At 59.6% G+C, this 24644-nt stretch carries 28 protein-coding genes; 15 read left to right on the forward strand and 13 right to left on the reverse strand.

The genetic code is table 11. From position 1 onward, the window contains the following. Positions 1-6: 6 nt before the first annotated feature. Positions 7-1734, reverse strand: a complete 1728-nt coding sequence (ggt, locus tag CKW21_RS03780; RefSeq protein ID WP_095192683.1) for a gamma-glutamyltransferase — start codon at positions 1732-1734, stop codon at positions 7-9. 135 nt (positions 1735-1869) lie between these two features. Between ggt and CKW21_RS03785 the strand changes: the two genes are divergently transcribed. After that, complete coding sequence (locus tag CKW21_RS03785; RefSeq protein WP_095192684.1) at positions 1870-2391, forward strand: methylated-DNA--[protein]-cysteine S-methyltransferase; 522 nt, start codon at positions 1870-1872, stop codon at positions 2389-2391. Positions 2392-2561: 170 nt separating this feature from the next. On the opposite strand, the gene CKW21_RS03790 is transcribed toward CKW21_RS03785, so the two are convergent. Further along, a complete protein-coding gene (locus CKW21_RS03790; RefSeq protein ID WP_095192685.1) occupies positions 2562-3152 on the reverse strand; it encodes an NUDIX domain-containing protein in 591 nt (196 codons plus the stop codon). A 64-nt stretch (positions 3153-3216) separates the two neighbouring features. After that, positions 3217-3654 (reverse strand): hemerythrin domain-containing protein, encoded by a 438-nt coding sequence (locus CKW21_RS03795; protein ID WP_095192686.1) that lies wholly within the window; start codon positions 3652-3654, stop codon positions 3217-3219. Positions 3655-3799: 145 nt separating this feature from the next. Between CKW21_RS03795 and CKW21_RS03800 the strand changes: the two genes are divergently transcribed. Continuing rightward, positions 3800-4234, forward strand: coding sequence for a GNAT family N-acetyltransferase (locus tag CKW21_RS03800; protein ID WP_095192687.1), 435 nt, complete (start codon positions 3800-3802; stop codon positions 4232-4234). Positions 4235-4265: 31 nt separating this feature from the next. On the opposite strand, the gene CKW21_RS03805 is transcribed toward CKW21_RS03800, so the two are convergent. Next, complete coding sequence (locus tag CKW21_RS03805) at positions 4266-4616, reverse strand: hypothetical protein (RefSeq protein ID WP_095192688.1); 351 nt, start codon at positions 4614-4616, stop codon at positions 4266-4268. Between the two features lie 92 nt (positions 4617-4708). Between CKW21_RS03805 and CKW21_RS03810 the strand changes: the two genes are divergently transcribed. From CKW21_RS03810 to CKW21_RS03840, 7 genes are all read left to right on the forward strand, one after another. Continuing rightward, positions 4709-5044 (forward strand): DUF6388 family protein, encoded by a 336-nt coding sequence (locus CKW21_RS03810; protein WP_095192689.1) that lies wholly within the window; start codon positions 4709-4711, stop codon positions 5042-5044. Positions 5045-5243: 199 nt separating this feature from the next. Continuing rightward, the gene (tusD, locus tag CKW21_RS03815) at positions 5244-5636 is read left to right on the forward strand and encodes a sulfurtransferase complex subunit TusD (protein WP_095192885.1); all 393 of its coding nucleotides are present in this window, start codon (positions 5244-5246) and stop codon (positions 5634-5636) included. 1 nt (position 5637) lies between these two features. Further along, positions 5638-6000, forward strand: coding sequence for a sulfurtransferase complex subunit TusC (gene tusC, locus CKW21_RS03820; RefSeq protein ID WP_095192690.1), 363 nt, complete (start codon positions 5638-5640; stop codon positions 5998-6000). Next, positions 6000-6293, forward strand: coding sequence for a sulfurtransferase complex subunit TusB (gene tusB / locus CKW21_RS03825; RefSeq protein WP_095192691.1), 294 nt, complete (start codon positions 6000-6002; stop codon positions 6291-6293). Before tusC ends, tusB begins: the two co-directional genes overlap by 1 nt. Then, positions 6290-6625, forward strand: coding sequence for a TusE/DsrC/DsvC family sulfur relay protein (locus tag CKW21_RS03830; protein WP_095192692.1), 336 nt, complete (start codon positions 6290-6292; stop codon positions 6623-6625). The genes tusB and CKW21_RS03830 overlap by 4 nt, the downstream gene beginning before the upstream one ends. Continuing rightward, positions 6622-7623 carry a glycosyl transferase family protein gene (locus tag CKW21_RS03835; protein ID WP_095192693.1) on the forward strand — a complete coding sequence of 334 codons (1002 nt, stop codon included), beginning with the start codon at positions 6622-6624 and terminating at the stop codon, positions 7621-7623. Before CKW21_RS03830 ends, CKW21_RS03835 begins: the two co-directional genes overlap by 4 nt. Before the next feature lie 90 nt (positions 7624-7713). Continuing rightward, entirely contained in the window at positions 7714-8712 is a 999-nt protein-coding gene (locus tag CKW21_RS03840) for a glutathione S-transferase family protein (RefSeq protein WP_095192694.1), read from the forward strand. A 111-nt stretch (positions 8713-8823) separates the two neighbouring features. Here CKW21_RS03840 and cysG read toward each other — a convergent pair whose 3' ends face one another. From cysG to CKW21_RS03870, 6 genes are all read right to left on the reverse strand, one after another. Continuing rightward, positions 8824-10218: a siroheme synthase CysG gene (gene cysG, locus CKW21_RS03845; protein ID WP_095192695.1), complete on the reverse strand. Its 1395-nt coding sequence runs from the start codon at positions 10216-10218 to the stop codon at positions 8824-8826. Continuing rightward, positions 10219-11499, reverse strand: coding sequence for a serine--tRNA ligase (gene serS, locus CKW21_RS03850; RefSeq protein ID WP_095192696.1), 1281 nt, complete (start codon positions 11497-11499; stop codon positions 10219-10221). A 16-nt stretch (positions 11500-11515) separates the two neighbouring features. Next, positions 11516-11890, reverse strand: a complete 375-nt coding sequence (crcB, locus tag CKW21_RS03855; protein WP_095192697.1) for a fluoride efflux transporter CrcB — start codon at positions 11888-11890, stop codon at positions 11516-11518. After that, on the reverse strand, positions 11890-13212 hold the full coding sequence (locus CKW21_RS03860; RefSeq protein WP_095192698.1) for a replication-associated recombination protein A: 1323 nt from the start codon (positions 13210-13212) through the stop codon (positions 11890-11892). The genes crcB and CKW21_RS03860 overlap by 1 nt, the downstream gene beginning before the upstream one ends. Positions 13213-13368: 156 nt before the next feature. Beyond that, complete coding sequence (gene lolA / locus CKW21_RS03865; protein ID WP_095192699.1) at positions 13369-13992, reverse strand: outer membrane lipoprotein chaperone LolA; 624 nt, start codon at positions 13990-13992, stop codon at positions 13369-13371. 66 nt (positions 13993-14058) lie between these two features. Continuing rightward, positions 14059-16467, reverse strand: a complete 2409-nt coding sequence (locus tag CKW21_RS03870) for a DNA translocase FtsK (protein ID WP_056854604.1) — start codon at positions 16465-16467, stop codon at positions 14059-14061. A 329-nt stretch (positions 16468-16796) separates the two neighbouring features. Between CKW21_RS03870 and trxB the strand changes: the two genes are divergently transcribed. The 4 genes from trxB (at position 16797) to infA (ending at position 19609) form a co-directional block, all read left to right on the forward strand. Beyond that, positions 16797-17756, forward strand: a complete 960-nt coding sequence (gene trxB, locus CKW21_RS03875) for a thioredoxin-disulfide reductase (protein ID WP_095192700.1) — start codon at positions 16797-16799, stop codon at positions 17754-17756. Between the two features lie 66 nt (positions 17757-17822). After that, positions 17823-18503, forward strand: coding sequence for a leucyl/phenylalanyl-tRNA--protein transferase (aat, locus tag CKW21_RS03880; RefSeq protein ID WP_095192701.1), 681 nt, complete (start codon positions 17823-17825; stop codon positions 18501-18503). A 67-nt stretch (positions 18504-18570) separates the two neighbouring features. After that, entirely contained in the window at positions 18571-19278 is a 708-nt protein-coding gene (locus CKW21_RS03885) for an arginyltransferase (protein ID WP_095192702.1), read from the forward strand. A 112-nt stretch (positions 19279-19390) separates the two neighbouring features. After that, on the forward strand, positions 19391-19609 hold the full coding sequence (infA, locus tag CKW21_RS03890) for a translation initiation factor IF-1 (protein ID WP_002553999.1): 219 nt from the start codon (positions 19391-19393) through the stop codon (positions 19607-19609). Positions 19610-19848: 239 nt separating this feature from the next. Here the strand turns inward: infA and clpA are convergent, their stop codons facing one another. Together clpA and clpS are read right to left on the reverse strand one after the other, a co-directional pair. Next, on the reverse strand, positions 19849-22119 hold the full coding sequence (gene clpA / locus CKW21_RS03895; RefSeq protein ID WP_095192703.1) for an ATP-dependent Clp protease ATP-binding subunit ClpA: 2271 nt from the start codon (positions 22117-22119) through the stop codon (positions 19849-19851). Positions 22120-22149: 30 nt separating this feature from the next. Beyond that, positions 22150-22512 (reverse strand): ATP-dependent Clp protease adapter ClpS, encoded by a 363-nt coding sequence (gene clpS / locus CKW21_RS03900; RefSeq protein ID WP_015094394.1) that lies wholly within the window; start codon positions 22510-22512, stop codon positions 22150-22152. 224 nt (positions 22513-22736) lie between these two features. Between clpS and cspD the strand changes: the two genes are divergently transcribed. Next, positions 22737-23003: a cold shock domain-containing protein CspD gene (cspD, locus tag CKW21_RS03905; RefSeq protein WP_095192704.1), complete on the forward strand. Its 267-nt coding sequence runs from the start codon at positions 22737-22739 to the stop codon at positions 23001-23003. Positions 23004-23084: 81 nt separating this feature from the next. On the opposite strand, the gene icd is transcribed toward cspD, so the two are convergent. Beyond that, a complete protein-coding gene (gene icd / locus CKW21_RS03910; RefSeq protein WP_095192705.1) occupies positions 23085-24341 on the reverse strand; it encodes an NADP-dependent isocitrate dehydrogenase in 1257 nt (418 codons plus the stop codon). Here icd and CKW21_RS31435 point away from each other — a divergent pair. Then, entirely contained in the window at positions 24340-24507 is a 168-nt protein-coding gene (locus CKW21_RS31435) for a hypothetical protein (RefSeq protein ID WP_170948625.1), read from the forward strand. The genes icd and CKW21_RS31435 overlap by 2 nt on opposite strands. The last annotated feature ends 137 nt before the right edge of the window (positions 24508-24644 follow it).

A 24644-nucleotide genomic window follows, 5' to 3' on the forward strand; every position in this document is an offset into this window, starting at 1 on the left:
CAACCGTCAGTAACCCAGCGACAACCCGGTGTTGCGCCGTGGATCGTTGGCGCCGTAGAAGCGGTTCTTGCCCACGGGTTTGCCCTCCAGCGACGGAGCCCCGACGAGGATCGCCGCCAGGTGGTTGGCGTCCTGGGGACCGGCAAACTTGTGGCCCCAGCTTTCGAGAAGCTTCACCGTGTCCGGGCTGGTAGTAAAGTTCTCCAGGTTGGTTTCCTCGGGCAGCCATTGCTGGTGGAAACGCGGCGCATCGACCGCTTCCTGAATGTTCATGCCGTAGTCGATCACGTTGAGCATGGTCAGCAAGGTCGCGGTGATGATGCGGCTGCCGCCGGGCGTGCCGACGACCATCACCACTTTGCCGTCCTTGGTGACGATGGTCGGGCTCATGGACGACAGCGGCGCCTTGCCGGGGGCGATGGCGTTGGCTTCGCCCTGCACCAGGCCATACATGTTCGGCACGCCGACTTTCGAGGTGAAGTCGTCCATCTCATCGTTGAGGATGACCCCGGTCTTGCTGGCCATGACCCCGGCACCGAACCAGTCGTTGAGGGTGTAGGTCACCGACACCGCATTGCCCCATTTGTCGACGATGGAGTAATGGGTGGTGTTGCTGCCTTCATGGGGCGCCACGCCAGGCTTGAGATCCTTGGAGACGCCGGCCTTTTGCGGCTGGATGGCTTGGCGCAGTTGGGTGGCGTAGTTTTTGTCGAGCAGGTGGGCAATCGGGTTTTTCACGAAGTCCGGATCGCCCAGGTAGCTGTTGCGATCGACATAGGCGTGACGCATCGCTTCGATCTGGTAGTGCATACCCTGGGCCGAGTGATAGCCCAGATCCTTCATCGGATAGCCTTCGAGGATGTTCAGGATCTGGCAGATCACCACGCCGCCGGAACTCGGTGGGGGTGCCGAAACCACGTGGTAGCCGCGGTAGTCGCATTCGATCGGCGCCAGTTCACGGGTCTTGTACTTGTCGAGGTCGGCCTGGCTGATGATGCCCTTGTTGGCCTGGCTGGAGGTGACGATGGCGTCAGCCACCCAGCCTTTGTAGAAACCGTCGCTGCCTTTCTCGGAAATTTCCCGCAGGGTTTTGCCGAGGTCTTTCTGCACCAGTTTCTGCCCGACCTGCATCGGTTCGCCGTTGCTCAGGAAGATCGAGCCGGAATCCTTCATGTCCTTCTTGAACACGTCGGTGGCGTACTCCAGCAACTCGACATCGCCCTGCTCCAGCACGAAACCGTCCTCGGCGAGCTTGATGGCCGGGGCGATGACTTCCTTGCGGGGCTTGGTGCCGTATTTGCTCAGGGCCAGTTCCATGCCGGAGACGGTGCCCGGCACGCCGACGGCCAGGTGACCGCGGGTGCTCAAGTCCGGAATGACATTGCCCGCCTTGTCGAGGTACATGTCGGCAGTGGCCGCCAGCGGAGCTTTTTCGCGGAAATCGAGGAAGGTCTTGCGGCCATCGGCCAGCTGAATGGTCATGAAACCGCCGCCGCCCAGGTTGCCCGCCGCGGGATACACCACCGCCAGCGCATACCCCACCGCGACCGCGGCATCGACGGCGTTGCCGCCGTTCTTCAGCACATCCACACCCACGTGACTGGCCAGATGCTGCGCGGTGACCACCATGCCGTTTTCGGCCGCGACCGGCGCCACGGAGGCTGCGTGGGCCATGAGGCAGCTGAGCGCCAATGAGGTCGCGATCAGCGATTTGGCAAAAGGTTCGTACTTCATGAGTCAGTCTCTTTTTGTTTTTAAGTAGGAAAACGCATCAAGAGCAGTACGCAGTATGGTCGGGATTGCGTATTGCGCCTCCCCGGCGAGGCAGTATGCTTAACGCCTGTTCAGCACATCGGCGAAGTCTGCGGCATGACCTATACGTACCTCACCCTCGCGTCACCGGTCGGCGAATTGAAGCTGGTGGCGAACGGTTCACGACTGGCGGCCATCCTCTGGGAAAACGACAAACCCGGCCGGGTGCGCCTCGGTCCGATGAGCGAAGCGCCGGACAACCCGATCCTGATGCGCACCGCCCGGCAACTGCGCGAATACTTCGCCGGCACGCGCCAGCGTTTCGAACTGGAGCTGGATTTTGCCGGAACGGAATTTCAGAAGAAGGTCTGGGCAGCGTTGCTGACCATTCCATTCGGCGAGACCCGCAGCTACAGCCAGATCGCCGAACAGATCGGCAACCCGAGCGCGGTGCGGGCGGTGGGTGCGGCGAATGGTAAAAATCCGATCTCGATCATTGCGCCGTGTCATCGGGTGATTGGTGCGTCGGGGAAACTGACGGGGTTTGCCGGTGGGCTGGAGGCGAAGGAGATGTTGCTGACGCTGGAAGGATGCGAGTGGACAGACGCCGGCAGGATGAATGACTTGTTTTCGACCTGACCGGCCCCTTGAGGTGAGTAATGCTATTCAATTTGTGGCGAGGGGATTTATCCCCGTTCGGCTGCGAAGCAGTCGCAAATCCAGACAACTCAATTTGTTTGAACGGACGCTGGGGGGCCGCTTCGCAGCCCAACGGGGATAAATCCCCTCACCACAGGACGGAGTATGACTTAGCTCGCAAAGATGTTTTTCATCGAGGCGTATTGCAGCAGCATGATGGTCTTCGCGTCGCAGATCTCCCCGCGATAGAAAGCTTCCAGCGCTTTATCGAACGACCACTCCAGCACTTCCAGTTCTTCGGTTTCCTCCTCCAGTCCGCCACCATCACTGACCTTTGAAGTCGCATCATATTCAGCGATGAAGAAGTGCAGTTTCTCCGTCACCGAGCCTGGGCTCATGTAAGACTCGAACACTTTCTGCACATGGTGTACGCGATAGCCGGTTTCCTCTTCGGCTTCGGCGCGGATGCGCTCTTCGGGCGCAGCACCGTCGAGCAATCCAGCCGCCACTTCGATCAGCAAGCCGTCATGCCCGTTGACGAACACCGGCAGGCGGAATTGCCGGGTCAGTACCACGGTTTTCCTTGCGCGGTTGTACAAGAGAATCGCCGCGCCGTTGCCACGGTCGTAGACTTCCCGGGTCTGGCGTTGCCATTCACCATTATTGCGTTGGTAATCGAAAGTGATTTTTTTCAGCAGGTACCAGTCGTGGGACAACACCTGGGACTCGAGGATGTTGACCCGCTCGGCTGTGTTGGACATGAAAACGCATCCTGTTTTTTCAGTGAATCGACATCTTAGGTGAAAACGCCCGGCGCTGGCCTCCTCAAGTAAGCTGCGCCTTGTATTCCTTCACATACTGGTTCGCCAGCGTCTCCTTCTGCTTGTCGTCGAGCAACTTGCCGGCCATCTGGAAGAACTTCTGCTCTTCCTCCTCGAGGTGATGGTGGACCTTTTCGGATAGTTTTTTCGCCGTCGCCAACCACGCCGGGCTGGACATCTCGGTCTCGTCCAGCTCTTCCATCATTTCATCCATTTCGTGATGCTCGGCGATCGCATGGCGGCTGAGGTCGACGCCGTTGTCGAACTCCATCAGCGGGATGTAGAAATGCCGTTCCTCAGCGGTTTCGTGAGCCTGCAGTTCGGACTTCAGCTGTTTGTAAGCCTCGACCCGCTCCGGGGTGTCGCCGCTGGTCTTGATCAGTGCTTTGGCATAGGTACGTTGGCGCTCGTGGCTTTCGCGCAAGGCTTCGAAAATATTCACGGAGTGTCCTCATCGGCCGCGTTCTGGAATGACGCTTCTTGAGGCTAGACATCCGCGCGCAGGCGACGGTTCCACTTCTACCGGGGGGATGGATCAATCGCCATGACCAAGATAGGCTGCGACCTCACTGCATAAGGATATAGTCATGACCTTGCGTATCGAGCTGACACAAAGCCCCACGAATGAAGAACGCGAGGCGATCCTGGCCCCGTTGCGTGACTACAACACCTTGCAGGCGGGACCGGGGAACTCCGAATTGATCGCGCTGCTGGTCCGTGGTGAAAACGACGAAATTCTCGGCGGACTCTACGCGCGCATGCTTTATCAGTGGCTGTTCATCGAACTGCTGTCGGTACCGGAACAGGCGCGTGGACAAGGTATGGGTTCGAAGCTGATGCAGATGGCCGAAGACCTGGCGCGGGAAAAGGGCTGCGTTGGGGTCTGGCTCGACACCTTCGACTTCCAGGCACCGGAGTTCTACAAGAAGCACGGCTATAGCGAGCTGGGCCAGATCGTCGACTACCCGCCGGGGCACAAGCGCGTCTTCTTCCAGAAGCGCCTGTCTGATCACAACAAATAAAACTGTGGGAGGTATTACTCTAGCGTTTAGATCACAGGCACGTTGCCAACGCCGCCAACCGGCGTTTGGCGACGAAGTCATCCTGCTGCGCGTAATAACTCAGCACCGTGCCTGACGCATCGGTGGTCACGTCCACGAAGGACTCCGCCGAACGCGTGTACACGGTCGTGCCACCCTTCTCGCCTGGCTGCAGATAGCCGCTGGCATCGACACCGAACACCGCTTCGTCCTGCCAGGAAAACTGCACGCACTGGGCCACGACTTTTTCCGGCTTGTCCGAGTTCAGGGTCTTGTACGGGGGTTTGCTGCGGGCGTCGCTCATCACCGAGCCCGCGCACCCGGCCAGCATTGTCACGGCCAGCGCCACCATCAGAATTCGCATTGCAGTCGCTCATCAGGAAAAAGCGGACTTTATCACTGTGGCAGGGCTTACCGATCTGCTTTACTGCATTTACATCTATCGAAGGAGCGACCATGGCTGCACCCGAACAACACCATGAACAAGCACTGAAGCGCTTTCTCGATGAGCGTCCCGAACTTCGCGCCGAGCTGGACAACCTCAATCCGCTGCTCGCTCAGGCCAAGGGCGAAACCCTCGCGCAGTTTCGCGACGAGCGTTTGCACGAAGCCTTCGAGGCCGAAGCCGAGCGCCTTGGCCTGTTTGCCTGGGAATTGACACTGCAACTGACCGCCGCCACACCTGAGGACTACGAGGCCCAGCGCCTGGAAGTACACAGGGAAGTGGCCGAGATGGCCGGGATGGATTGGCTGGAGTATTGCGAGCTGTATGGGTTGGGTGATCAACCTTGATGGCAGCTGCGCCTGTGAGTCCGCCTTCGCGAGCAGGCTCGCTCCCACAGGGATTTGTGTCGTATACACAATTGAATTCCACTGCAAAACCCTTGTGGGAGCGAGCCTGCTCGCGAAGGGGCCAGCAAAGACAACATCGATTTAGCCGCCCCGCCGATAAAGCTTTATCATGGCCGCAGTTTCGCTGATCGAGTCCGTCATGAAGTTCGCCATCGCCGTGTTTTGCGCCGCCCATGCGCCCTCCTCGCGCCGTGCCTTGTTGTTCGCCCAGGCCGCGCTGGCCGGCGGGCATGAGATTGTCCGGCTGTTTTTCTACCAGGATGGCGTCTACAACGCGTCCAGCAGCGTGGTCACGCCCCAGGACGAACTGGATTTGCCCAAACAATGGCGCGCCTTCGTCAGCGAACAGCAACTGGACGGCGTAGTCTGCATCGCGGCTGCGCTGCGCCGTGGCGTGTTGAACGAGGAAGAAGCCAGGCGCTATCAGCGTGGGGCTGTCGCCGTCAGCACACCATGGGAGTTGTCGGGCCTGGGTCAGTTGCATGACGCGGTGCAGGACGCCGACCGCCTGATCTGTTTCGGAGGCGACTGAAATGGCCAAATCCATGTTGATTATCAGCCGTCAGGCGCCGTGGTCCGGGCCGGGTGCGCGGGAAGCGCTGGACATCGTGCTGGCCGGGGGCGCGTTCGATCTGCCGATCGGCCTGCTGTTTCTCGATGACGGCGTGTTCCAGCTTGCGACGAAACAGGACGCCAAGACCCTGCAACAGAAAGACTTGAGCGCCAATTTGCAGGCCTTGCCGATGTTTGGCGTCGAAGAACTGTTTGTCTGCGCTGAAAGCGTGGCCCAGCGTGGCCTGGACTCCAGCGCTCTGTCGCTGGAAGAAGCCCGGGTGCTGGCCGCCCATGAAATCACTGCACTCATTGACCGTTACGACCAGGTGATCACCCTCTGATGTCGACTTTGCATGTGTTGTCTCATTCCCCGTTCGGCGACGACCGCCTGAGCAGTTGCCTGCGACTGATCGGCGCCGACGATGCGCTGCTGCTGTCCGGTGACGCGGCCTATGCCTTGCAGCCGGGCACCGTACCCTTCACGGCTCTCGAGGCTCGTGGCTTGAAACTCTATGTCCTGGCCGAAGACGTCCAGGCCCGGGCGATTGAGGTGCCGGACTGGGCCGAGTCCATCGACTATCCGGCCTTCGTCGAGTTGTCGATCCACCACGACAAGGTCAACAGTTGGTTATGAATTCCCTGACGGTCGGCGCCCGCGCCATCGAGTTGGACAAGGACGGTTTTCTGGTCGAGCTCAATGACTGGTCCACCGACGTCGCCAGCGCCCTGGCGGCCGCCGAAGACATCGAGTTGACTCCTGCACACTGGGAAATCCTCGAACTGCTGCGCAGCTTCTACGCCGAATTCCAGCTGTCACCGGCCACCCGCCCGCTGATCAAGTACACCGCATTGAAACTCGGCCCGGACAAGGGCAACAGCCTGCACCTGAACCGATTGTTCAAAGGCACACCCGCCAAACTCGCCGCGAAACTGGCGGGCCTGCCCAAACCGACGAATTGCTTATGACCGATTACACAGCGCTGACCCTCGAAACGCCCGCCGAACATCCGTTCGCCCAATTCGTACGCATCCTTGGCAAAGGCAAGCGCGGCGCTCGCGACCTGACCCGCGAAGAAGCCCGCCAGGCCATGGGCATGGTGCTCGATGAGCAGGTCGAAGAGACCCAACTCGGCGCATTCCTGATGCTGCTGCGGCACAAGGAAGAAAGCGCCGAGGAAATGGCCGGGTTCACCGAAGCTTTGCGTGAGCGCTTGCAGCCACCGGCATTGAACGTCGATCTGGACTGGCCGACCTACGCCGGCAAGAAGCGTCATCTGCCGTGGTATCTGCTGGCGGCCAAGTGCCTGGCGCAGAACGGCGTGCGGATTTTCATGCACGGCGGCGGCGCACATACCGCGGGGCGGCTGTACAGCGAACAATTGCTACACGCGTTGAAAATCCCGCTGTGCCGTAACTGGCAGCAAGTCGGCGCGGCACTGGACAACGGCGGCCTGGCCTTCATGCCGCTGGTGGACTGGGCTCCCCAGTTGCAACGCATGATCGACCTGCGCAACACCCTGGGCCTGCGCTCGCCGATCCACTCCCTGGCGCGGATTCTCAATCCGCTGGTTGCCCGTTGCGGCCTGCAAAGCATTTTCCACCCTGGCTATCAGGCGGTGCATCGCGATGCCAGCGGCCTGCTCGGCGACACGGCAATCGTGATCAAGGGCGATGGCGGCGAAATCGAAATCAACCCGGATGCCGACAGCCATCTGTACGGCACCACGGGCGGTGAGAGTTGGGACGAGGAATGGCCGCAGCTGTCGAGCCAGCGCCACGTCAAACCGGCCAGCCTCGACCCCGAGCACCTCAAAGCCGTATGGCGTGGCGATGTGGTCGACAGTTATCCGCAAATGGCCCTGGTTTCGACCATGGCCCTGGCCTTGCGCGGCCTCGGCCAGACCCGCGAGCAGGCCTTCGAAACCGCCCAAAAATATTGGGATGCGCGAGACAAATCGATTTAATCGATAGTGACCCTTTAATCTTTGCGCTTTTATATCGAACCTATCGGAATAGACTCCTCTCCAACGCTTACTGGTTGAGGAGTCTTGGACATGGGTTTGCTCGTTGAAGGTCGCTGGCAGGACAAGTGGTACGAAAGCAAGGACGGTGCATTCCAGCGCGAACAGGCGCAGCGTCGCCACTGGGTTACCGCTGACGGCCAACCCGGCCCGAGCGGTATCGGTGGCTTTGCTGCCGAGGCGGGTCGCTATCACCTCTACGTGTCCCTGGCCTGTCCGTGGGCTCATCGCACGCTGATCTTGCGCAAACTCAAGGGGCTGGAAAGCCTGATCGACGTGTCGGTGGTCAGCTATCTGATGCTGGAAAACGGTTGGACTTTCGACAAGTCCCACGGCTCCACCGGCGACAAACTCGACCACCTCGAATTCATGCACCAGCGCTACACCGCCGATGCCGCCGACTACACCGGCCGTGTCACCGTGCCGGTGTTCTGGGACACGCAGCAAAAACATATCGTCAACAATGAATCGGCGGAAATCATCCGCATGTTCAACAGCGCCTTCGATGAGTTGACCGGCAACGATCTGGACTTCTATCCGGCGCCGCTGCGTAGCGAGATCGACGCGCTGAACGAGCGCATCTATCCGGCGGTGAACAATGGCGTGTACCGCGCCGGTTTTGCCACCTCGCAGCAAGCCTATGAAGAGGCGTTCGACGCGTTGTTTGTCGAATTGGATCGACTTGAACAACTGCTAGGTGCCAACCGTTACTTGACCGGTGAATACCTGACCGAAGCGGACATCCGCCTGTTCACCACGCTAATCCGCTTCGATGCGGTGTATCACGGCCACTTCAAGTGCAACCTGAAGCGGATTGCCGATTATCCGAACCTGTCGAACTGGCTGCGGGAGATCTATCAGTGGCCAGGGATTGCCGAGACGGTGGACTTCACCCACATCAAGCATCACTACTACGGCAGTCACAAGACCATCAATCCGACGGGTGTTGTGCCTAAAGGTCCGGCGCAGGATTTCACCGCGGCCCATGATCGGGCGCGGTTGAGCGGCAAAGGGGTTTGGCGCAGGGTTTAAAATTTGTGGAAATTTTGAGGCCCCCATCGCGGGCAAGCCCGCTCCCACAGTCCCGTGGTTGGCACAGATCCTGTGGGAGCGGGCTTGCCCGCGATGAGGGTGACTCGGTCTCTAGACCTGCCCCTGAGCCCCTTCAAACCACGCCAGTTTCTCGCGCAGTTGCACCACTTCCCCCACGATTACCAGTGTCGGCGCATGCACTTCATGCTCCGCCACCAGTTGCGGCAGGTCAGCCAAGGTGCCGGTAAACACCCGCTGATTGACCGTGGTGCCCTGCTGGATCAACGCCGCCGGGGTATCTTTGCTGCGACCGTGCTTGATCAACTGTTCGCAGATGATCGGCAGGCCCACCAGCCCCATGTAGAACACCAGGGTTTGCGCCGGCGCGACCAGATCGGCCCATGGCAGATCGGTGGAACCGTCCTTGAGATGTCCCGTGACAAATCGAACCGACTGCGCGTAATCGCGATGGGTCAGCGGGATCCCGGCATAAGCCGCGCAACCACTGGCCGCCGTAATGCCCGGCACCACCTGGAACGGGATGCCATGGGCTGCCAGTTCTTCGATCTCTTCACCGCCACGCCCGAAGATGAACGGATCACCGCCCTTCAACCGCACCACACGCTTGCCCTGCTTCGCCAGGTCCACCAATTGCTGGTTGATCTGATCCTGCGGAACCGCGTGATCGGCGCGACGCTTGCCGACGTAAACCCGCTCGGCATCACGACGGCACAACTCGAGAATGGCCGGTGCCACCAAGCGGTCATACAGCACCACGTCGGCTTGCTGCATCAGGCGCAAGGCGCGGAACGTCAACAGGTCCGGATCACCCGGTCCGGCGCCGACCAGATACACCTCGCCAGTGGCCGCCGGTGCCTCGCCATCCACCTTCGCCTGCAGCAAACGCTCGGCTTCGGCGCCCTGCCCGGCCAGTTGCCGGTCGGCAATCGGCCCCTGGAACACGTCTTCCCAGAACGCCCGACGCTGCTGCACATCCGGAAACAGGTTTTTTACCTGGTTGCGAAAACGCGCCGCCAGTCCGGCCAGTTGACCGTAGGTGGAGGGAATCCAGGTCTCGATCTTGGCGCGGATCAAGCGCGCCAGCACCGGCGCATCGCCGCCGCTGGACACGGCAATGATCAGCGGCGAACGATCGACGATCGCCGGGAAGATCACGCTGCACAGGGCCGGCGCGTCCACCACGTTGACCGGCACGCATCGCCGATGAGCATCGGCGGAGACCTGTGCGTTCAACGATTCGTCATCGGTGGCGGCAATGATCAGCCCGCAACCGTCCAGATCGGTTTCGACATAGCCACGCAACAGGCACTCGCCACCACTGGCGGCCACCAATTCGCGCAGTTGCTGTTCGATTTCAGGTGCGACCACCCGCAGCAGCGCACCGGCATCGGCCAGCAGGCGGGATTTGCGCAAGGCAATTTCCCCCCCACCGACAACCAACACACGACTGCCGCGCAGGTTATGGAACAGCGGCAGATATTTCATTTAGCCAATGACCTCGAGGCCACCCATGTACGGTTTCAGTACCTCTGGCACGCGGATCGAACCGTCGGCCTGCTGGTAGTTTTCCAGTACCGCCACCAGAGTACGACCGACCGCCAGGCCGGAACCGTTCAGGGTGTGCACCAGTTCCGGCTTGCCGGTTTCCGGGTTGCGGAAACGCGCCTGCATGCGGCGGGCCTGGAAGTCGCCGCAGTTGGAGCACGACGAAATTTCACGGTACTTGTCCTGGCTCGGAATCCACACTTCCAGGTCGTAGGTCTTGACCGCGCTGAAGCCCATGTCGCCGGTGCACAGCGCAATGGTGCGGTATGGCAGTTCCAGCAGTTGCAGGACTTTTTCGGCGTTGGCGGTCAGGCCTTCCAGCGCTTGCATGGAAGTCGACGGCTCGACGATCTGCACCATCTCGACCTTGTCGAACTGGTGCTGGCGAATCATGCCGCGGGTATCGCGACCCGACGCACCGGCTTCGCTGCGAAAGCACGGCGTATGGGCGACGAACTTGATCGGCAGCAGTTTGGAATCGACGATCTCGCCGGCAACGATGTTGGTCAGCGACACTTCGGCGGTCGGGATCAGATACAGATCGGCTTCGCCGTCACGACCGATCTTGAACAGGTCTTCTTCGAACTTCGGCAGCTGGCCGGTGCCTTGCAGCGCCGGGGCCTGGACCAGATAAGGCGTGTAGGCCTCTTCGTAGCCGTGCTCGGTGACGTGCAGGTTGATCATGAACTGCGCCAGGGCGCGGTGCATGCGGGCAATCGGGCCGCGCAGCAGGGCGAAACGCGCGCCGGACAGCTTGGCCGCGGTTTCGAAGTCCAGCCAGCCGAACTTCTCGCCCAGCGCGACGTGGTCCTGCACCGGGAAATCGAACGCGGTCGGGGTACCCCAACGGCGCACTTCGACGTTGCCGTCTTCGTCGTCGCCGATCGGCACCGATTCGTGCGGCAGGTTCGGGATGCCCAGCAGGATCGAGTCCAGTTCGGTCTGGATCGCGTCCAGTTCGGTTTTACCGGCAGCCAACTCGCCCGCCATGCGCTCGACGTCCGCCATCAGCGGCGCGATGTCTTCGCCGCGCTGCTTGGCCTGGCCAATGGATTTGGAACGCGCATTTCGTTCAGCCTGCAGTGCTTCGGTGCGGGTCTGGACGGTCTTGCGCTGTTCTTCCAGCGCTTCGATGCGCGCGACATCCAGGGCAAAGCCACGGGATGCCAGGCGGTCCGCTACGTCCTGAAGGTTGCTACGTAACAGTTTGGAATCGAGCATGTCGGTCTCTCGTTTATCAAAGTTTGGTCAAGGATAGGCCAGCCCAGGTGGCTAGCAACCCGCCGAACACGCTGATGGCCAGATAACCGAAGGCTATCGGCGCCTGCCCGCTTTCCAGCAGGCGCAGCGTATCCAGTGAAAAGGATGAAAAAGTCGTCAGCCCCCCTACAAAGCCCACGATCAGGCCGGCGCGAATTTCGATCGGTACTTCCGGGCGCGTCAGAAACAGCCCGTACAGCACGCCGATGATCAGACAGCCGACCAGATTGACCGCCAGGGTTGCCGTATAAAAATGCCGGGGCCAGTTGGCGCTGACCCAGTTGCCGGTGGCGAAACGCAGTAATGTACCAGCGATGCCGGCCACGGACACCGCAAGAATCGTTTGAATCACTATTTTCTCCGCTGCCGGGGGCTTAAACGATCGAGTTGCGCCAGATGATTGAGCTTTTCGCCGATCTTCAGCTCCAGGCCACGGGGCACCGGTTGATAAAACGGGATCGGGTCAAGTTCTTCGGGGAAGTAATCCTCGCCGGCGGCATAGGCGTCCGGTTCGTCGTGGGCGTAACGGTATTCGTCGCCGTAGCCCAGCTGTTTCATCAGCTTGGTCGGCGCATTGCGCAGGTGCAGCGGCACTTCCAGCGAACCATGTTCGGCGGCGGCGCGCAGGGCCGTCTTGAAGCCCATGTACACGGCGTTGCTTTTCGGCGCGCAGGCCAGATAGGTGATGGCCTGGGCCACCGCCAATTCGCCCTCGGGACTGCCGAGGCGTTCCTGCACTTCCCACGCCGCCAGGCACAGGCTCAGGGCGCGTGGATCGGCGTTGCCGATGTCTTCGCTGGCCATGCGCACCACGCGCCGGGCCAGGTACAGCGGATCGCAGCCACCGTCGATCATCCGCGCGAACCAGTACAGCGCGCCGTCGGGGTTGGAGCCGCGCACCGACTTGTGCAGCGCGGAAATCTGGTCGTAAAAGGCTTCGCCGCCCTTGTCGAAACGCCGACGGGTATCGCCCAACAGACTTTGCAGCAGTTCGACGCCGATTTCGCTGTTGTCTTCGGCCAGGTCGGAGGCGTTTTCCAGCAGATTGAGCAGGCGCCGACCATCGCCATCGGCAGCCGACAACAACATCTGAAAGCCTTCATCGCTGAGGGTCAGGTTGCGTTTGCCCAGGCCGCGCTCTTCGGTGAGCGCACGATGCACCAGTTTGCGCAGCGCCGTTTCATCGAGGCTTTTGAGTACATAAACCCGGGCACGGGATAACAAAGCGTTGTTGAGTTCGAAAGACGGATTTTCCGTGGTCGCGCCGATGAAAATCAGCGTGCCGTCCTCGACGTAGGGCAGGAAAGCATCCTGTTGGGACTTGTTGAAACGGTGCACTTCGTCAACGAACAGAATCGTGCGCCGGCCGTACTGCGCCGCCTGCTGCTTGGCGATCTCCACCGCCTGACGGATTTCCTTGACCCCCGCCAGGACCGCCGACACCGTTTCGAAGTGCGCTTGCGAGACGTCCGCCAGCAATCGCGCCAGCGTGGTCTTGCCCACCCCCGGCGGCCCCCAGAAAATCATCGAATGCAGGGCACCCTGCTCCAGGGCTTCGCGCAAGGGCTTGCCGCGAGCGAGCACGTGTTCCTGACCGACGTACTCATCCAGATTGGTCGCACGCAGACGGGCGGCCAAGGGCTGAGCGATCGGGGTGCTGCGAAACAGGTCCATCACTGTTTAGGAAACCTCACTGGGTCCTGATGCCGACTTGATTAACACCACACCCCCTGTGGGAGCGGGCTTGCCCGCGATAGCGTCAGCACATCCAGCATCTATGTGACTGACAGGCCGCCATCGCGGGCAAGCCCGCTCCCACAGGTTCTGCGTTTACTCTTGAATGACATCGGCACCCTTGGGGATGTCGAACTTGAATTTGGACGCCGGGATCGGCTCGTTGGCCTTCACGCCGGTGAACAGGATATTGGTGCGCTGGCCGACGCTGTCGATCAGTTGCATATCATTGACCAGGCCGTTGCGGAACGACAGGCGCAGGCTGTCGAACAGGGTGTCCTTGGTTTTCGGCTTCAGGATGAAGTCGATCACGCCGCCGGCTTCCTTGGCGCTGATGTCGAAGCTCTGGCTGATCTTGGACACATCACCGGACAACAGCAGCGCTGGCGTCTGGGTCAGGCGCTGATCGAGGTTCTTGATGGTGACCTGCTCCAGGTCCGGGTCCCACAGGGACACCTTCTTGCCATCGGACACCATCAACTGCTCTTGCGGTGCGTCGGTGTGCCAGTAAAACAGACCCGGACGCTGCAGGGACATCTGACCAGCGGTTTCCTGCAATTGGGTGCCGGTGCCGTCGAGGGTCAACTGGGAGAAACGCGCGGTCAAGGTCTGGGATTTTTCCAGCAACTGAGTCAGACGCGCCACGTCCTTGTCGTCGGCGTGGGCCGAGAGCGTGGTCAAAGCCAGTACCGGCAGCAACAGCATGCGGATAAGACGCATGGGAGTCCTCATAACATTCGTGGGAGTGCGGGTGGCGCCCGAGAGCGCCGCCCTTTCAATATCAGGTCAGTCGCGTACCGGGCCAGGGGCCAGGACTTCACGCGAACCGTTGGTGTTCATCGACGTCACGACACCGGCCATTTCCATGGCTTCGATCATGCGCGCAGCACGGTTGTAGCCGATTTTCAGCTTGCGCTGAACCGCGGAAATGGACGCGCGACGGCTTTCCAGGACGAACTGCACCGCTTCGTCGTACAGCGCGTCGGCTTCAGGGTCATCGCCATCGCCACCCCCGCTGCTGCCTTCAAAGCCACTGCCGGCCTCTTCGACACCGTTGAGGATGTCGTCGTTATACTCCGGCGCGCCGCGCAGTTTCCAGGCTTCCACCACCCGGTGAACCTCGTCATCGGAGACAAAGGCACCGTGGACACGGATCGGCAGACTGGTGCCCGGCGGCATGTACAGCATGTCACCGTGACCCAGCAATTGTTCAGCGCCACCCTGGTCGATGATGGTCCGGGAGTCGATCTTGCTCGATACCTGGAACGCCATGCGGGTCGGGATGTTGGCCTTGATCAGACCGGTGATCACATCCACCGACGGCCGCTGGGTCGCGAGGATCAAGTGGATACCGGCCGCACGCGCCTTCTGGGCGATACGGGCGATCAACTCTTCAACCTTCTTGCCGACGATCATCATCATGTCGGCGAATTCGTCCACGACCACTACAATGGTCGGCAGCTTCTGCAGCAACGGCGCTTCGTCGTGGATGCTTTCACGCTTGTACAGCGGATCGCTCAACGGCTCGCCGGCGTCCTGGGCTTCCTTGACCTTGGCATTGAAGCCCGACAGGTTTCGCACGCCCATCTTCGCCATCAACTTGTAGCGCCGTTCCATCTCGGCGACGCTCCAGCGCAGGGCGTTGGCCGCGTCCTTCATGTCGGTGACCACCGGACACAGCAGGTGCGGAATGCCTTCGTAGATCGACAGTTCCAGCATTTTCGGGTCGATCATGATCAGCTTGGCGTCTTCCGGGCCGGACTTGAACAAGATCGACAGGATCATCGCGTTCACACCCACCGACTTACCGGAACCTGTAGTACCGGCCACCAGCAAGTGAGGCATTTTCGCCAGGTCGGTGATGACCGGCTTGCCGCCGATGTCATGGCCCAGGGCCAGGGTGACCGGCGACTTGAAGTTGTCGTACTCAGGGGTCGACAAGACTTCGGAAAAGCGCACGATCTGCCGGTCTTCGTTGGGAATCTCGATACCGACGGTGGTCTTGCCCGGAATCACTTCCACAACCCGCACGCTGGTCACGGCCAGGGAACGCGCCAGGTCCTTGGCGAGGTTGGCGATGCGGCTGACCTTGACCCCGGCCGCCGGCTGGATTTCGTAACGGGTAATCACCGGGCCCGGATGGATCGAATCGACGGTGACTTCGACGCCGAATTCCTTGAGCTTGATTTCCAGCAGGTGGCCGACCGCCGCCAGGGATTCCGGTGAGTAATTGAGTTGTTTCTTTTCCGCGGGATCGAGAATCGAGATCGGCGGCAAGGTGCCTTCCACGGCGCTGTCGACGAACAGCGGCGCCTGTTTCTCCTTTTCCACGCGTTTGCTCGGCGCTGGGGGTTTGACCGGGGCCGGGGCAATCACCGGCGGCACCTGCTTCTCGCGCTCGGACATGTGCTTGCTCAGGGCCTGCTCGCGCTCGATCAGGCGTTCCTTGACCTTGGCCTGCTCGCGCTTGTCCGTCACGGTCGGCGCGACCACGTCGTGCACGCGATCATCGACTTCACGCAATTGCGCGACCAGCTGTTTGCGCTCGGTCCGGGCCGCCCACCAGCGATTGGCCGCGCCCTGGAACAACTCGAACAGGTCGAGGGTGATCTTGCCGGTGACGTCCATCACCTTGAACCACGACAGGTCGGTGAACACGGTCAGGCCGAACAGGAACAGGGCGATGAACAGCAGCGTGCTGCCCTGGATGTTCAGCGCGTTTTTCGCCAGATCGCCCAGGCTTTCGCCCAGCGCGCCGCCAGCGCCGGCCGGCAGACCGGTCGCGGCATGGAAATGGATATGCGCCAGCGCCGCGCCGGACAGCACCAGGAACACCAGGCCGATCAGGCGCCAGGAAAACAGCCAGCCGCTCCACTGCCACGGCTCATGGCGCTGACGGAAGATCTGATAAGCCTTGATCGCCAGCAGCAACGGGAAGATATAGGCGAAGTAACCGAGCACCATGAACAGGATATCGGCGCTGTAGGAGCCGGCGGGTCCGCCGAAGTTCTGCACGTCATCGATCTTGCTGTTATGGCTCCAGCCCGGATCGTCCTTGCCATAGGTCAGCAAGGCCATCATCAGGAACAGGCACAACGCACCGATGGCGATCAATGCACCTTCCTTGAGCCGGTAGTGCAATTGCTGGCGCCAGAGCGGAACGACTGTTTTGGGTGCTTCGGTGGATTTCTTCAAAACGCTTCTTTTCCTGCGCCATCGGCGCGTCCATCTGGTGAATGTCTAAAAAACAGCCCAAAAAACTGCCCAATCCAGGCAGGTAAAAAAGTTAACAGGCGCAACCGGGTCTACTTTTAACACTGTGCCCCGGTTTTTATAAACACGAGGTGCACGCTTATTCTGTTACAACCACAGTTACAAACGCTGTTACAACCAAGCATTGTACGGGTTTGTTCGTCCGATGCCATGCTTGAAACACTTGTATGCAGCATAGTCAAAAACACATCACATGCGACTCAATTGGAGCATGCATTCTCTTTTGTGACAAAGGCTTATGAGGTGTTTTTATGAGCGAAGCGCAACATCACCGCCTGATCATCCTGGGTTCCGGCCCCGCCGGTTACAGCGCAGCCGTGTATGCCGCCCGCGCCAACCTCAAACCCGTTGTCATTACCGGCATACAGGCAGGTGGCCAGCTCACCACCACCGTCGAAGTCGATAACTGGCCAGGTGATGTCGAAGGACTCACCGGCCCGGTCCTGATGGAGCGCATGCAAAAACACGCCGAGCGCTTCGATACACAGATCGTTTACGACCACATCCATACGGCCAAGTTGCAACAGCGCCCGTTCGAATTGACCGGCGACAGCGGTACTTATACGTGCGACGCACTGATCATTGCCACCGGCGCCTCGGCGCAATACCTGGGGCTGCCATCGGAAGAAACATTTGCCGGAAAGGGAGTTTCGGCCTGTGCGACCTGTGACGGCTTCTTTTACCGCAATCAAGTGGTTGCGGTGGTCGGCGGCGGCAACACGGCGGTTGAAGAAGCGCTGTACCTGTCGAACATCGCCAAAGAGGTCCATCTGATTCACCGTCGCGACAAGCTGCGGTCGGAGAAAATCCTCCAGGACAAACTCTTCGAGAAGGCCGCCAACGGCAATATCCGCCTGCACTGGAACCAGAATCTGGACGAAGTGCTGGGCGATGCCAGCGGCGTGACCGGCGCCCGCCTGCGCGACAGTCATACCGGCGAAACCGCTGAACTGGCACTGTCCGGCGTGTTCATCGCCATCGGCCACAAACCCAATACCGACCTGTTCGTCGGCCAGCTGGAAATGCGCGATGGCTATTTGCTGGTCAAGGGCGGCAGCGAGGGCGATGCCACTGCAACTGCCATTGCAGGCGTGTTCGCTGCCGGCGACGTGGCCGATCACGTTTATCGCCAAGCGGTCACCTCCGCCGGGGCCGGCTGCATGGCGGCCCTCGATGCGGAAAAATACCTCGACGACATTCCTGCCGTTTGACGGCACACTGAGTGACGGGCCAAATTGCGCCCGTCACCGCCCTCCCCTTCTGCAAGCCCGGACGCCATGCTGACTTGGTTACAACGCAACTCCCTGACTTTCCCGCCGCTGGAAAAAGCCATGCGCGACCCCAACGGTCTGTTGGCCGCCGGCGGCGACCTGTCTGCCGATCGGCTGATCCAGGCCTACCGTCACGGCTGTTTTCCATGGTTCTCGGAAGGCCAGCCGATTCTCTGGTGGTCGCCGGATCCGCGCACCGTCCTGTTTCCCGACGAACTGCACGTTTCCCGCAGCTTGAACAAACTGCTGCGCCAACAACGTTATCAAGTGACCTTCGACCAGGACTTTTCCGCCGTCATTCGCGCCTGCGCCGCCCCACGGGAGTACGCCGACGGCACCTGGATCACCGAGGCCATGCAGGACGCCTACCTGGAGTTGCATCATCGCGGTTTCGCGCACTCGGTGGAGGTCTGGGACCAGGGCACGCTCGTCGGCGGGCTGTACGGCCTGGCGATGGGCCGGCTGTTTTTCGGCGAATCCATGTTCAGCCGCGCCGACAACGCCTCCAAATATGGCTTTGCCACACTGGTCAGACATCTGAAAGACTCGGGTTTTGTGCTCATCGACTGTCAGATGCCCACCGACCATCTGCACAGCCTGGGCGCACGGGCGATTCCCCGCAGCGCATTTGCCGGCTACCTGGCGCAGTATCTGGATCAACCCAGCCGTGCCACCTGGGTTTGCTGAGCGACTTTTGCGCGCGTGGCTTACACTTAGAGACGCCCCTAATTAAAAGCTTATCCGAGGGTTGATCATGACCGAGTTGGCGCGCTTGAAGTTTTATGCCACTCAGCCCCATTCTTGCAGCTATCTGCCCGAGGAGCAGGCCACGACCCTGTTTCTCGACCCCAGTCAGCCCATGGATGTGCATGTCTATGCAGACCTGTCGGAAATGGGTTTTCGTCGCAGTGGCGACCACTTGTATCGCCCCCATTGCCAGAACTGCAATGCGTGCGTGCCGGCGCGCATTCCTGTTGCGCAATTCACACCCAACCGTCAGCAGAAACGCATTTTCAAGCGCAACGCCGACTTGCAGGTACGCCCGGCCAAGCCAGGATTCAGCGAAGAGTATTTCGACCTTTATCAGCGTTACATAGAAGAGCGGCATGCCGACGGCGACATGTACCCACCCAGTCGCGATCAGTTTTCGACGTTCCTGGTGCGCGACCTGCCGTTTTCCCGGTTCTACGAATTCCGCCTCGACGGCCGGTTGCTGGCGATTGCCGTCACTGACCTTCTGCCGAACGGTCTGTCGGCGGTCTACACCTTCTACGAACCCGACGAAGAGCGTCGCAGCCTGGGGCGTTATGCCATCCTCTGGCAAATCGCCGAGGCCCGGCGCCTGGGGCTGGATGCGGTCTATCTGGGTTACTGGATCAAGAACTGCAAAAAAATGAGCTACAAGACCCAGTATCGCCCCATTGAATTGCTGGTTAACCAGCGTTGGGTCGTTCTGAACTAGAGCACACCCTTAAACCCCTTGGCTTGACCCCCACTTTTCGGGCACAATGCACGCCGCTTTTGCCTGGCGCAGTTGCACCGGGCCATTCACTGGACACCGAGGGCTTTACTGCATGTCGAAAGAAGACAGCTTCGAAATGGAAGGCACTGTCGTCGACACCCTGCCCAACACCATGTTTCGCGTGGAGTTGGAAAATGGGCACGTCGTAACCGCGCATATTTCCGGCAAGATGCGCAAGAACTACATTCGTATTCTTACCGGTGACAAAGTGCGCGTCGAGCTGACGCCCTATGACTTGAGCAAAGGGCGCATCACTTACCGCGCTCGCTAATCAAGTCAATACAAAACGCCCGGCATTGCCGGGCGTTTTTGTTTGCCTGAAACAACCTCAAGTCGGCGCAGATCCCCTGTGGGAGCGAGCCTGCTCGCGAAGGCGATTTGTGATTCAGCATTGATGTCGAATGACCTGGCGCTTTCGCGAGCAGGCTCGCTCCCACAGGTGCCAACTCAATAACAGACAGACAGCAAAAAGGCGCCAAACGGCGCCTTTTTGCTTTGTTGCGATCAACGTCAGGCCATTTCCGCCGTGGTCTCGAACTCGAAGGTCAGCTCGCCGTCCTTGATGTCGATGTGTACTACACCGCCATGTTCGGCCAGTTCGCCAAAGAGTATCTCCTCCGCCAATGGACGCTTGATCTTGTCCTGGATCAGGCGCGCCATGGGTCGAGCGCCCATCATCGCGTCGTAACCACCGGCCGCCAGCCAGCTGCGGGCAGCATCGGTGACTTCCAGCAGTACACGCTTGTCTTCCAGCTGAGCCTGAAGTTCGATAAGGAACTTGTCCACCACGCTCTTGATGACCTCATGACTGAGGCGACCAAACTGGATGATGGTGTCCAGACGGTTACGGAATTCAGGCGTGAAGCTCTTCTTGATCACTTCCATCGCATCGGAGGAGTGATCCTGAAGGGTGAAGCCGATCGAGGCACGCGCCGCGGTTTCAGCACCGGCGTTGGTCGTCATGATGACGATCACGTTACGGAAGTCCGCCTTGCGCCCGTTGTTATCGGTCAGCGTACCGTGGTCCATGACCTGCAGCAGCAGGTTGAAGACTTCCGGATGCGCTTTCTCGATCTCATCGAGCAGCAGCACACAATGTGGCTGCTTGGTAATGGCTTCAGTCAGCAAACCGCCCTGATCGAACCCGACATAACCAGGAGGCGCACCGATCAGACGCGATACGGTGTGACGTTCCATGTACTCGGACATGTCGAATCGAACCAGCTCGACACCCAATGCCTTGGCCAGCTGACGCGCCGCTTCGGTTTTACCGACACCGGTAGGACCGGCGAACAGGAACGAACCGACAGGCTTGTCAGGCGACTTGAGACCGGCGCGGGACAACTTGATCGCGGTCGCCAGGGAGTCGATCGCGGCATCCTGACCGAACACGGTCAACTTCAGGTCACGCTCAAGGTTACGCAGCAACTCTTTGTCGGAGCTGGTGACGTGTTTTGGCGGAATCCGCGCGATTTTCGCGACGATATCCTCAACCTGAGGCACTTCGATGCGTTTTACGCGCTTCTCGATCGGTTGCAGGCGCTGATAGGCACCCGCCTCGTCGATGACATCGATGGCCTTGTCCGGCATGTGCCGGTCATTGATGTAGCGCGACGCCAGTTCGGCAGCGGCACGCAGGGCTTCATCGCTGTACTCGATGTTGTGGTGAGTCTCGAAACGCCCCTTCAAGCCACGCAGGATACCGATGGTGTCTTCCACCGACGGTTCCGACACATCGACCTTCTGGAAGCGTCGTGCCAGGGCACGGTCTTTCTCGAAGATGCCGCGAAATTCCTGGAACGTAGTCGAACCGATGCACCGGATATCACCGGACGACAGCAGCGGCTTGAGCAGGTTGGAAGCATCCATGACGCCACCGGACGCGGCACCCGCACCGATGATGGTATGGATTTCGTCGATGAACAGGATCGCCTGCGGACGTTTTTTCAGCTCATTGAGCAACGCCTTGAAGCGCTTCTCGAAATCGCCGCGGTATTTGGTCCCGGCCAGCAAGGCGCCCAGGTCAAGGGAATACACCACGCTGTTGGCCAGCAGGTCCGGTACCTGGTTGTCGACAATGCGTTTGGCCAGGCCTTCGGCAATCGCGGTTTTACCCACGCCCGCCTCGCCCACCAGCAGCGGATTGTTTTTGCGACGACGCGCCAGGATCTGCGCAACGCGTTCGACTTCCAGCTCACGGCCTACCAGCGGATCGATGCGACCCTGGCGCGCGAGTTCGTTCAGATTGCTGGCATAAGCATCCAGAGGATTGCCTGAAGAAGAAGACTCACCGCCCTCATCGTCCTGCATATCTTGCTCGCCCTCAGAGTGATCGCCGTGCCCTGGCACTTTGGAAATGCCGTGGGCGATGTAATTGACGACATCGATTCGGGCAACGCTCTGCTGTTTCAGCAGGAACACTGCCTGACTCTCTTGCTCACTGAAGATCGCGACCAGCACATTGGCGCCAGTCACTTCGCGTTTGCCCGAGCTCTGTACGTGAAACACAGCACGTTGCAGGACACGCTGGAAGCCCAGGGTTGGCTGGGTTTCACGATCCTCGTCATGCACGGGGATCAATGGCGTGGTGGAGTCGATGAACTCCTGCAGGTCATGCTTGAGTTTGTCGAGGTTTGCGCCGCACGCACGCAAAACGGTGGCGGCAGCCTCATTATCCAATAGGGCCAGCAGGAGATGCTCGACGGTCATGAATTCATGACGCTTCGAACGGGCCTCCTTGAAGGCAAGATTGAGGGTGACTTCGAGCTCGCGGTTTAACATAGCTTCACCTCATACCCAAGTGTCCGGCGATTAACCGTCCTTCTCGATTTCACAGAGTAGCGGATGCTGGCTTTCCCTGGCGTACTGGTTGACCTGCATGGCCTTGGTCTCGGCGATGTCGCGGGTAAACACTCCACATACTGCCCGTCCTTCTGTATGGACGGCCAGCATGACCTTGGTCGCCAGCTCGCGATTCAGGTTAAAAAACACCTCGAGCACTTCGACGACGAAATCCATCGGTGTGTAGTCATCATTAAACAAAACCACCTTGTACATCGGCGGCGCCTGTAAAGCAGGCTTAGCCTCCTGAACAGCAATGCCTGCGGAATCGTCGTCGTGTAAATCAGGGCGATCCTGATTGAATGTTAGTCGAATCTGGCTGATTGCATGCATGGAAAGAAAGGTTCGTCAGTTGTGCAAATACAGTGGTGGGGGCACCCATTAACGTTTTCAACTCCGACTGCCGGGTCACCTTGACTATCGGCAAAACGGTGTTACAACCAATAGAGCCCACAGTGGGTAAAAAAGGTCCGCGGAGTCAAATTTTTTCGAAGAAATGACTGCGGATGAACTGGATGATACTCCAGTGATGGAGTCTGTTGCAGAGGGAGTTGGGTATGTCAGGCGTCAAGGTCAGTGGCAAGGTGAAATGGTTCAACAACGCCAAGGGTTACGGTTTCATTAACGAGGATGGCAAAAGCGAAGATCTGTTTGCCCATTACTCAGCCATCCAGATGGACGGCTATAAAACCTTGAAGGCCGGCCAGGCGGTCGTCTTCGAAATCATCCAGGGGCCAAAGGGCTTGCATGCCGTCAATATCAGCGCCCCTGTAGAGGCTTCGAAAACCACGACACCTGCCACGCAACAGTCCGTGACGGTCTGACACCGCACCGTCATCCAGTCATAAAAAAACCGCCCGACTCAATCATTTGAATCGGGCGGTTTTCGTACGTCTGTCGCTTGCTTACATGTGCTTGATCAACGCCTCACCGAATCCGGAAGACGAAACCAGCGTGGCGCCTTCCATCAGACGCTCGAAGTCATAGGTCACGGTCTTGGCCTTGATCGCGCCATTGGTGCCCTTGATGATCAGGTCCGCCGCCTCGGTCCAGCCCAGATGGCGCAGCATCATTTCCGCCGAAAGAATCACCGAACCCGGGTTGACCTGGTCCTTGCCGGCATACTTCGGCGCAGTACCGTGGGTCGCCTCGAACATGGCCACGGTGTCGGACAGGTTGGCGCCCGGCGCGATACCGATACCGCCCACTTCCGCCGCCAGGGCATCGGAGAGGTAGTCACCGTTGAGGTTGAGCGTGGCGATCACGTCGTATTCGGCCGGACGCAGCAGGATCTGCTGGAGCATGGCGTCGGCAATGGCGTCCTTGACGATGACTTCGCGGCCGGTTTTGGGGTTCTTGAACTTCATCCACGGGCCGCCATCGAGCAGCTCGGCGCCGAACTCTTCCTTCGCCACCTCATAGCCCCAGTCCTTGAAGGCACCTTCGGTGAATTTCATGATGTTGCCCTTGTGCACGATGGTCAGCGACTTGCGGTCGTTGTCCACTACATATTGCAGGGCCTTGCGCACCAGACGCTTGGTGCCTTCCTTGGATACCGGCTTGATGCCGATACCGCAGTCCTGGTCGAAACGGATCTTGGTGACGCCCATTTCTTCTTTCAGGAACTTGATGACTTTAGTGGCTTCCGGCGAGCCGGCCTTCCACTCGATACCGGCATAGATGTCTTCGGAGTTCTCGCGGAAGATCACCATGTCGACGTCGCCAGGCTTTTTCACCGGGCTTGGCACGCCCTCGAACCACACCACAGGTCGCAGGCACACATACAGGTCAAGCTGCTGGCGCAGCGCCACGTTGAGCGAACGGATGCCACCACCGACCGGAGTGGTCAGCGGCCCCTTGATGGAAACGACGTAATCTTTTACGGCGTCCAGGGTTTCCTGGGGCAGCCAGGTGTCCTGGTCGTAGACCTGGGTGGCCTTTTCACCGGCGTAGACTTCCATCCAGGAAATCTTGCGCTTGCCCCCGTAGGCCTTTTCCACAGCAGCATCAACCACTTTGATCATGACGGGACTGACGTCGACGCCAATGCCGTCGCCTTCAATGAACGGGATGATCGGATTATCAGGAACATTGAGAGAATGGTCTGCGTTGACGGTGATTTTGTCGCCGACGGCTGGAACCTGAATCTTCTTGTAACCCATGCTGAACTCCATTGATTGGATTGAACATCTGGCTTGGTTCGAGCGTAACCCAGTTAAATCAACGCGCAAACCCTATGTTCCATTCATCTGCCGCAAAGCCGCACAACAGCTGACCTACAAGCCTGAAAGCAAAGGGAAAAGCGCCAAACTCCAGCACGACGAATGACCCTACGCCGCTGACGTCTTTCCATTGCCCCTGCGACCTTTAGACCAATGGACGAGAATCGATTCACATGAACCATCGGCAGATTGCCAGCTACCTATGTATAATGCCGCCCGCTGACCATAGGGTCACAACGGCCG

This window comes from Pseudomonas sp. Irchel 3A7 (genome assembly GCF_900187565.1).
Lineage (GTDB): Bacteria > Pseudomonadota > Gammaproteobacteria > Pseudomonadales > Pseudomonadaceae > Aquipseudomonas.

Bases quoted from the DNA above. Each gene is read 5' to 3' on its own strand.
- clpA (WP_095192703.1), bottom strand. From the start codon at position 22,119: ATGTTAAACCGCGAGCTCGAAGTCACCCTCAATCTTGCCTTCAAGGAG.
- ggt (WP_095192683.1), bottom strand. From the start codon at position 1,734: ATGAAGTACGAACCTTTTGCCAAATCGCTGATCGCGACCTCATTGGCG.
- CKW21_RS03785 (WP_095192684.1), top strand. From the start codon at position 1,870: ATGACCTATACGTACCTCACCCTCGCGTCACCGGTCGGCGAATTGAAG.
- CKW21_RS03790 (WP_095192685.1), bottom strand. From the start codon at position 3,152: ATGTCCAACACAGCCGAGCGGGTCAACATCCTCGAGTCCCAGGTGTTG.
- CKW21_RS03810 (WP_095192689.1), top strand. From the start codon at position 4,709: ATGGCTGCACCCGAACAACACCATGAACAAGCACTGAAGCGCTTTCTC.
- trxB (WP_095192700.1), top strand. From the start codon at position 16,797: ATGAGCGAAGCGCAACATCACCGCCTGATCATCCTGGGTTCCGGCCCC.
- CKW21_RS03835 (WP_095192693.1), top strand. From the start codon at position 6,622: ATGACCGATTACACAGCGCTGACCCTCGAAACGCCCGCCGAACATCCG.
- CKW21_RS03805 (WP_095192688.1), bottom strand. From the start codon at position 4,616: ATGCGAATTCTGATGGTGGCGCTGGCCGTGACAATGCTGGCCGGGTGC.
- icd (WP_095192705.1), bottom strand. From the start codon at position 24,341: ATGGGTTACAAGAAGATTCAGGTTCCAGCCGTCGGCGACAAAATCACC.
- tusD (WP_095192885.1), top strand. From the start codon at position 5,244: ATGAAGTTCGCCATCGCCGTGTTTTGCGCCGCCCATGCGCCCTCCTCG.
- tusB (WP_095192691.1), top strand. From the start codon at position 6,000: ATGTCGACTTTGCATGTGTTGTCTCATTCCCCGTTCGGCGACGACCGC.
- aat (WP_095192701.1), top strand. From the start codon at position 17,823: ATGCTGACTTGGTTACAACGCAACTCCCTGACTTTCCCGCCGCTGGAA.
- CKW21_RS03830 (WP_095192692.1), top strand. From the start codon at position 6,290: ATGAATTCCCTGACGGTCGGCGCCCGCGCCATCGAGTTGGACAAGGAC.
- CKW21_RS03840 (WP_095192694.1), top strand. From the start codon at position 7,714: ATGGGTTTGCTCGTTGAAGGTCGCTGGCAGGACAAGTGGTACGAAAGC.
- CKW21_RS31435 (WP_170948625.1), top strand. From the start codon at position 24,340: ATGCTGAACTCCATTGATTGGATTGAACATCTGGCTTGGTTCGAGCGT.
- tusC (WP_095192690.1), top strand. From the start codon at position 5,638: ATGGCCAAATCCATGTTGATTATCAGCCGTCAGGCGCCGTGGTCCGGG.
- infA (WP_002553999.1), top strand. From the start codon at position 19,391: ATGTCGAAAGAAGACAGCTTCGAAATGGAAGGCACTGTCGTCGACACC.
- CKW21_RS03860 (WP_095192698.1), bottom strand. From the start codon at position 13,212: ATGGACCTGTTTCGCAGCACCCCGATCGCTCAGCCCTTGGCCGCCCGT.
- clpS (WP_015094394.1), bottom strand. From the start codon at position 22,512: ATGCATGCAATCAGCCAGATTCGACTAACATTCAATCAGGATCGCCCT.
- serS (WP_095192696.1), bottom strand. From the start codon at position 11,499: ATGCTCGATTCCAAACTGTTACGTAGCAACCTTCAGGACGTAGCGGAC.
- cspD (WP_095192704.1), top strand. From the start codon at position 22,737: ATGTCAGGCGTCAAGGTCAGTGGCAAGGTGAAATGGTTCAACAACGCC.
- lolA (WP_095192699.1), bottom strand. From the start codon at position 13,992: ATGCGTCTTATCCGCATGCTGTTGCTGCCGGTACTGGCTTTGACCACG.
- CKW21_RS03885 (WP_095192702.1), top strand. From the start codon at position 18,571: ATGACCGAGTTGGCGCGCTTGAAGTTTTATGCCACTCAGCCCCATTCT.
- cysG (WP_095192695.1), bottom strand. From the start codon at position 10,218: ATGAAATATCTGCCGCTGTTCCATAACCTGCGCGGCAGTCGTGTGTTG.
- CKW21_RS03800 (WP_095192687.1), top strand. From the start codon at position 3,800: ATGACCTTGCGTATCGAGCTGACACAAAGCCCCACGAATGAAGAACGC.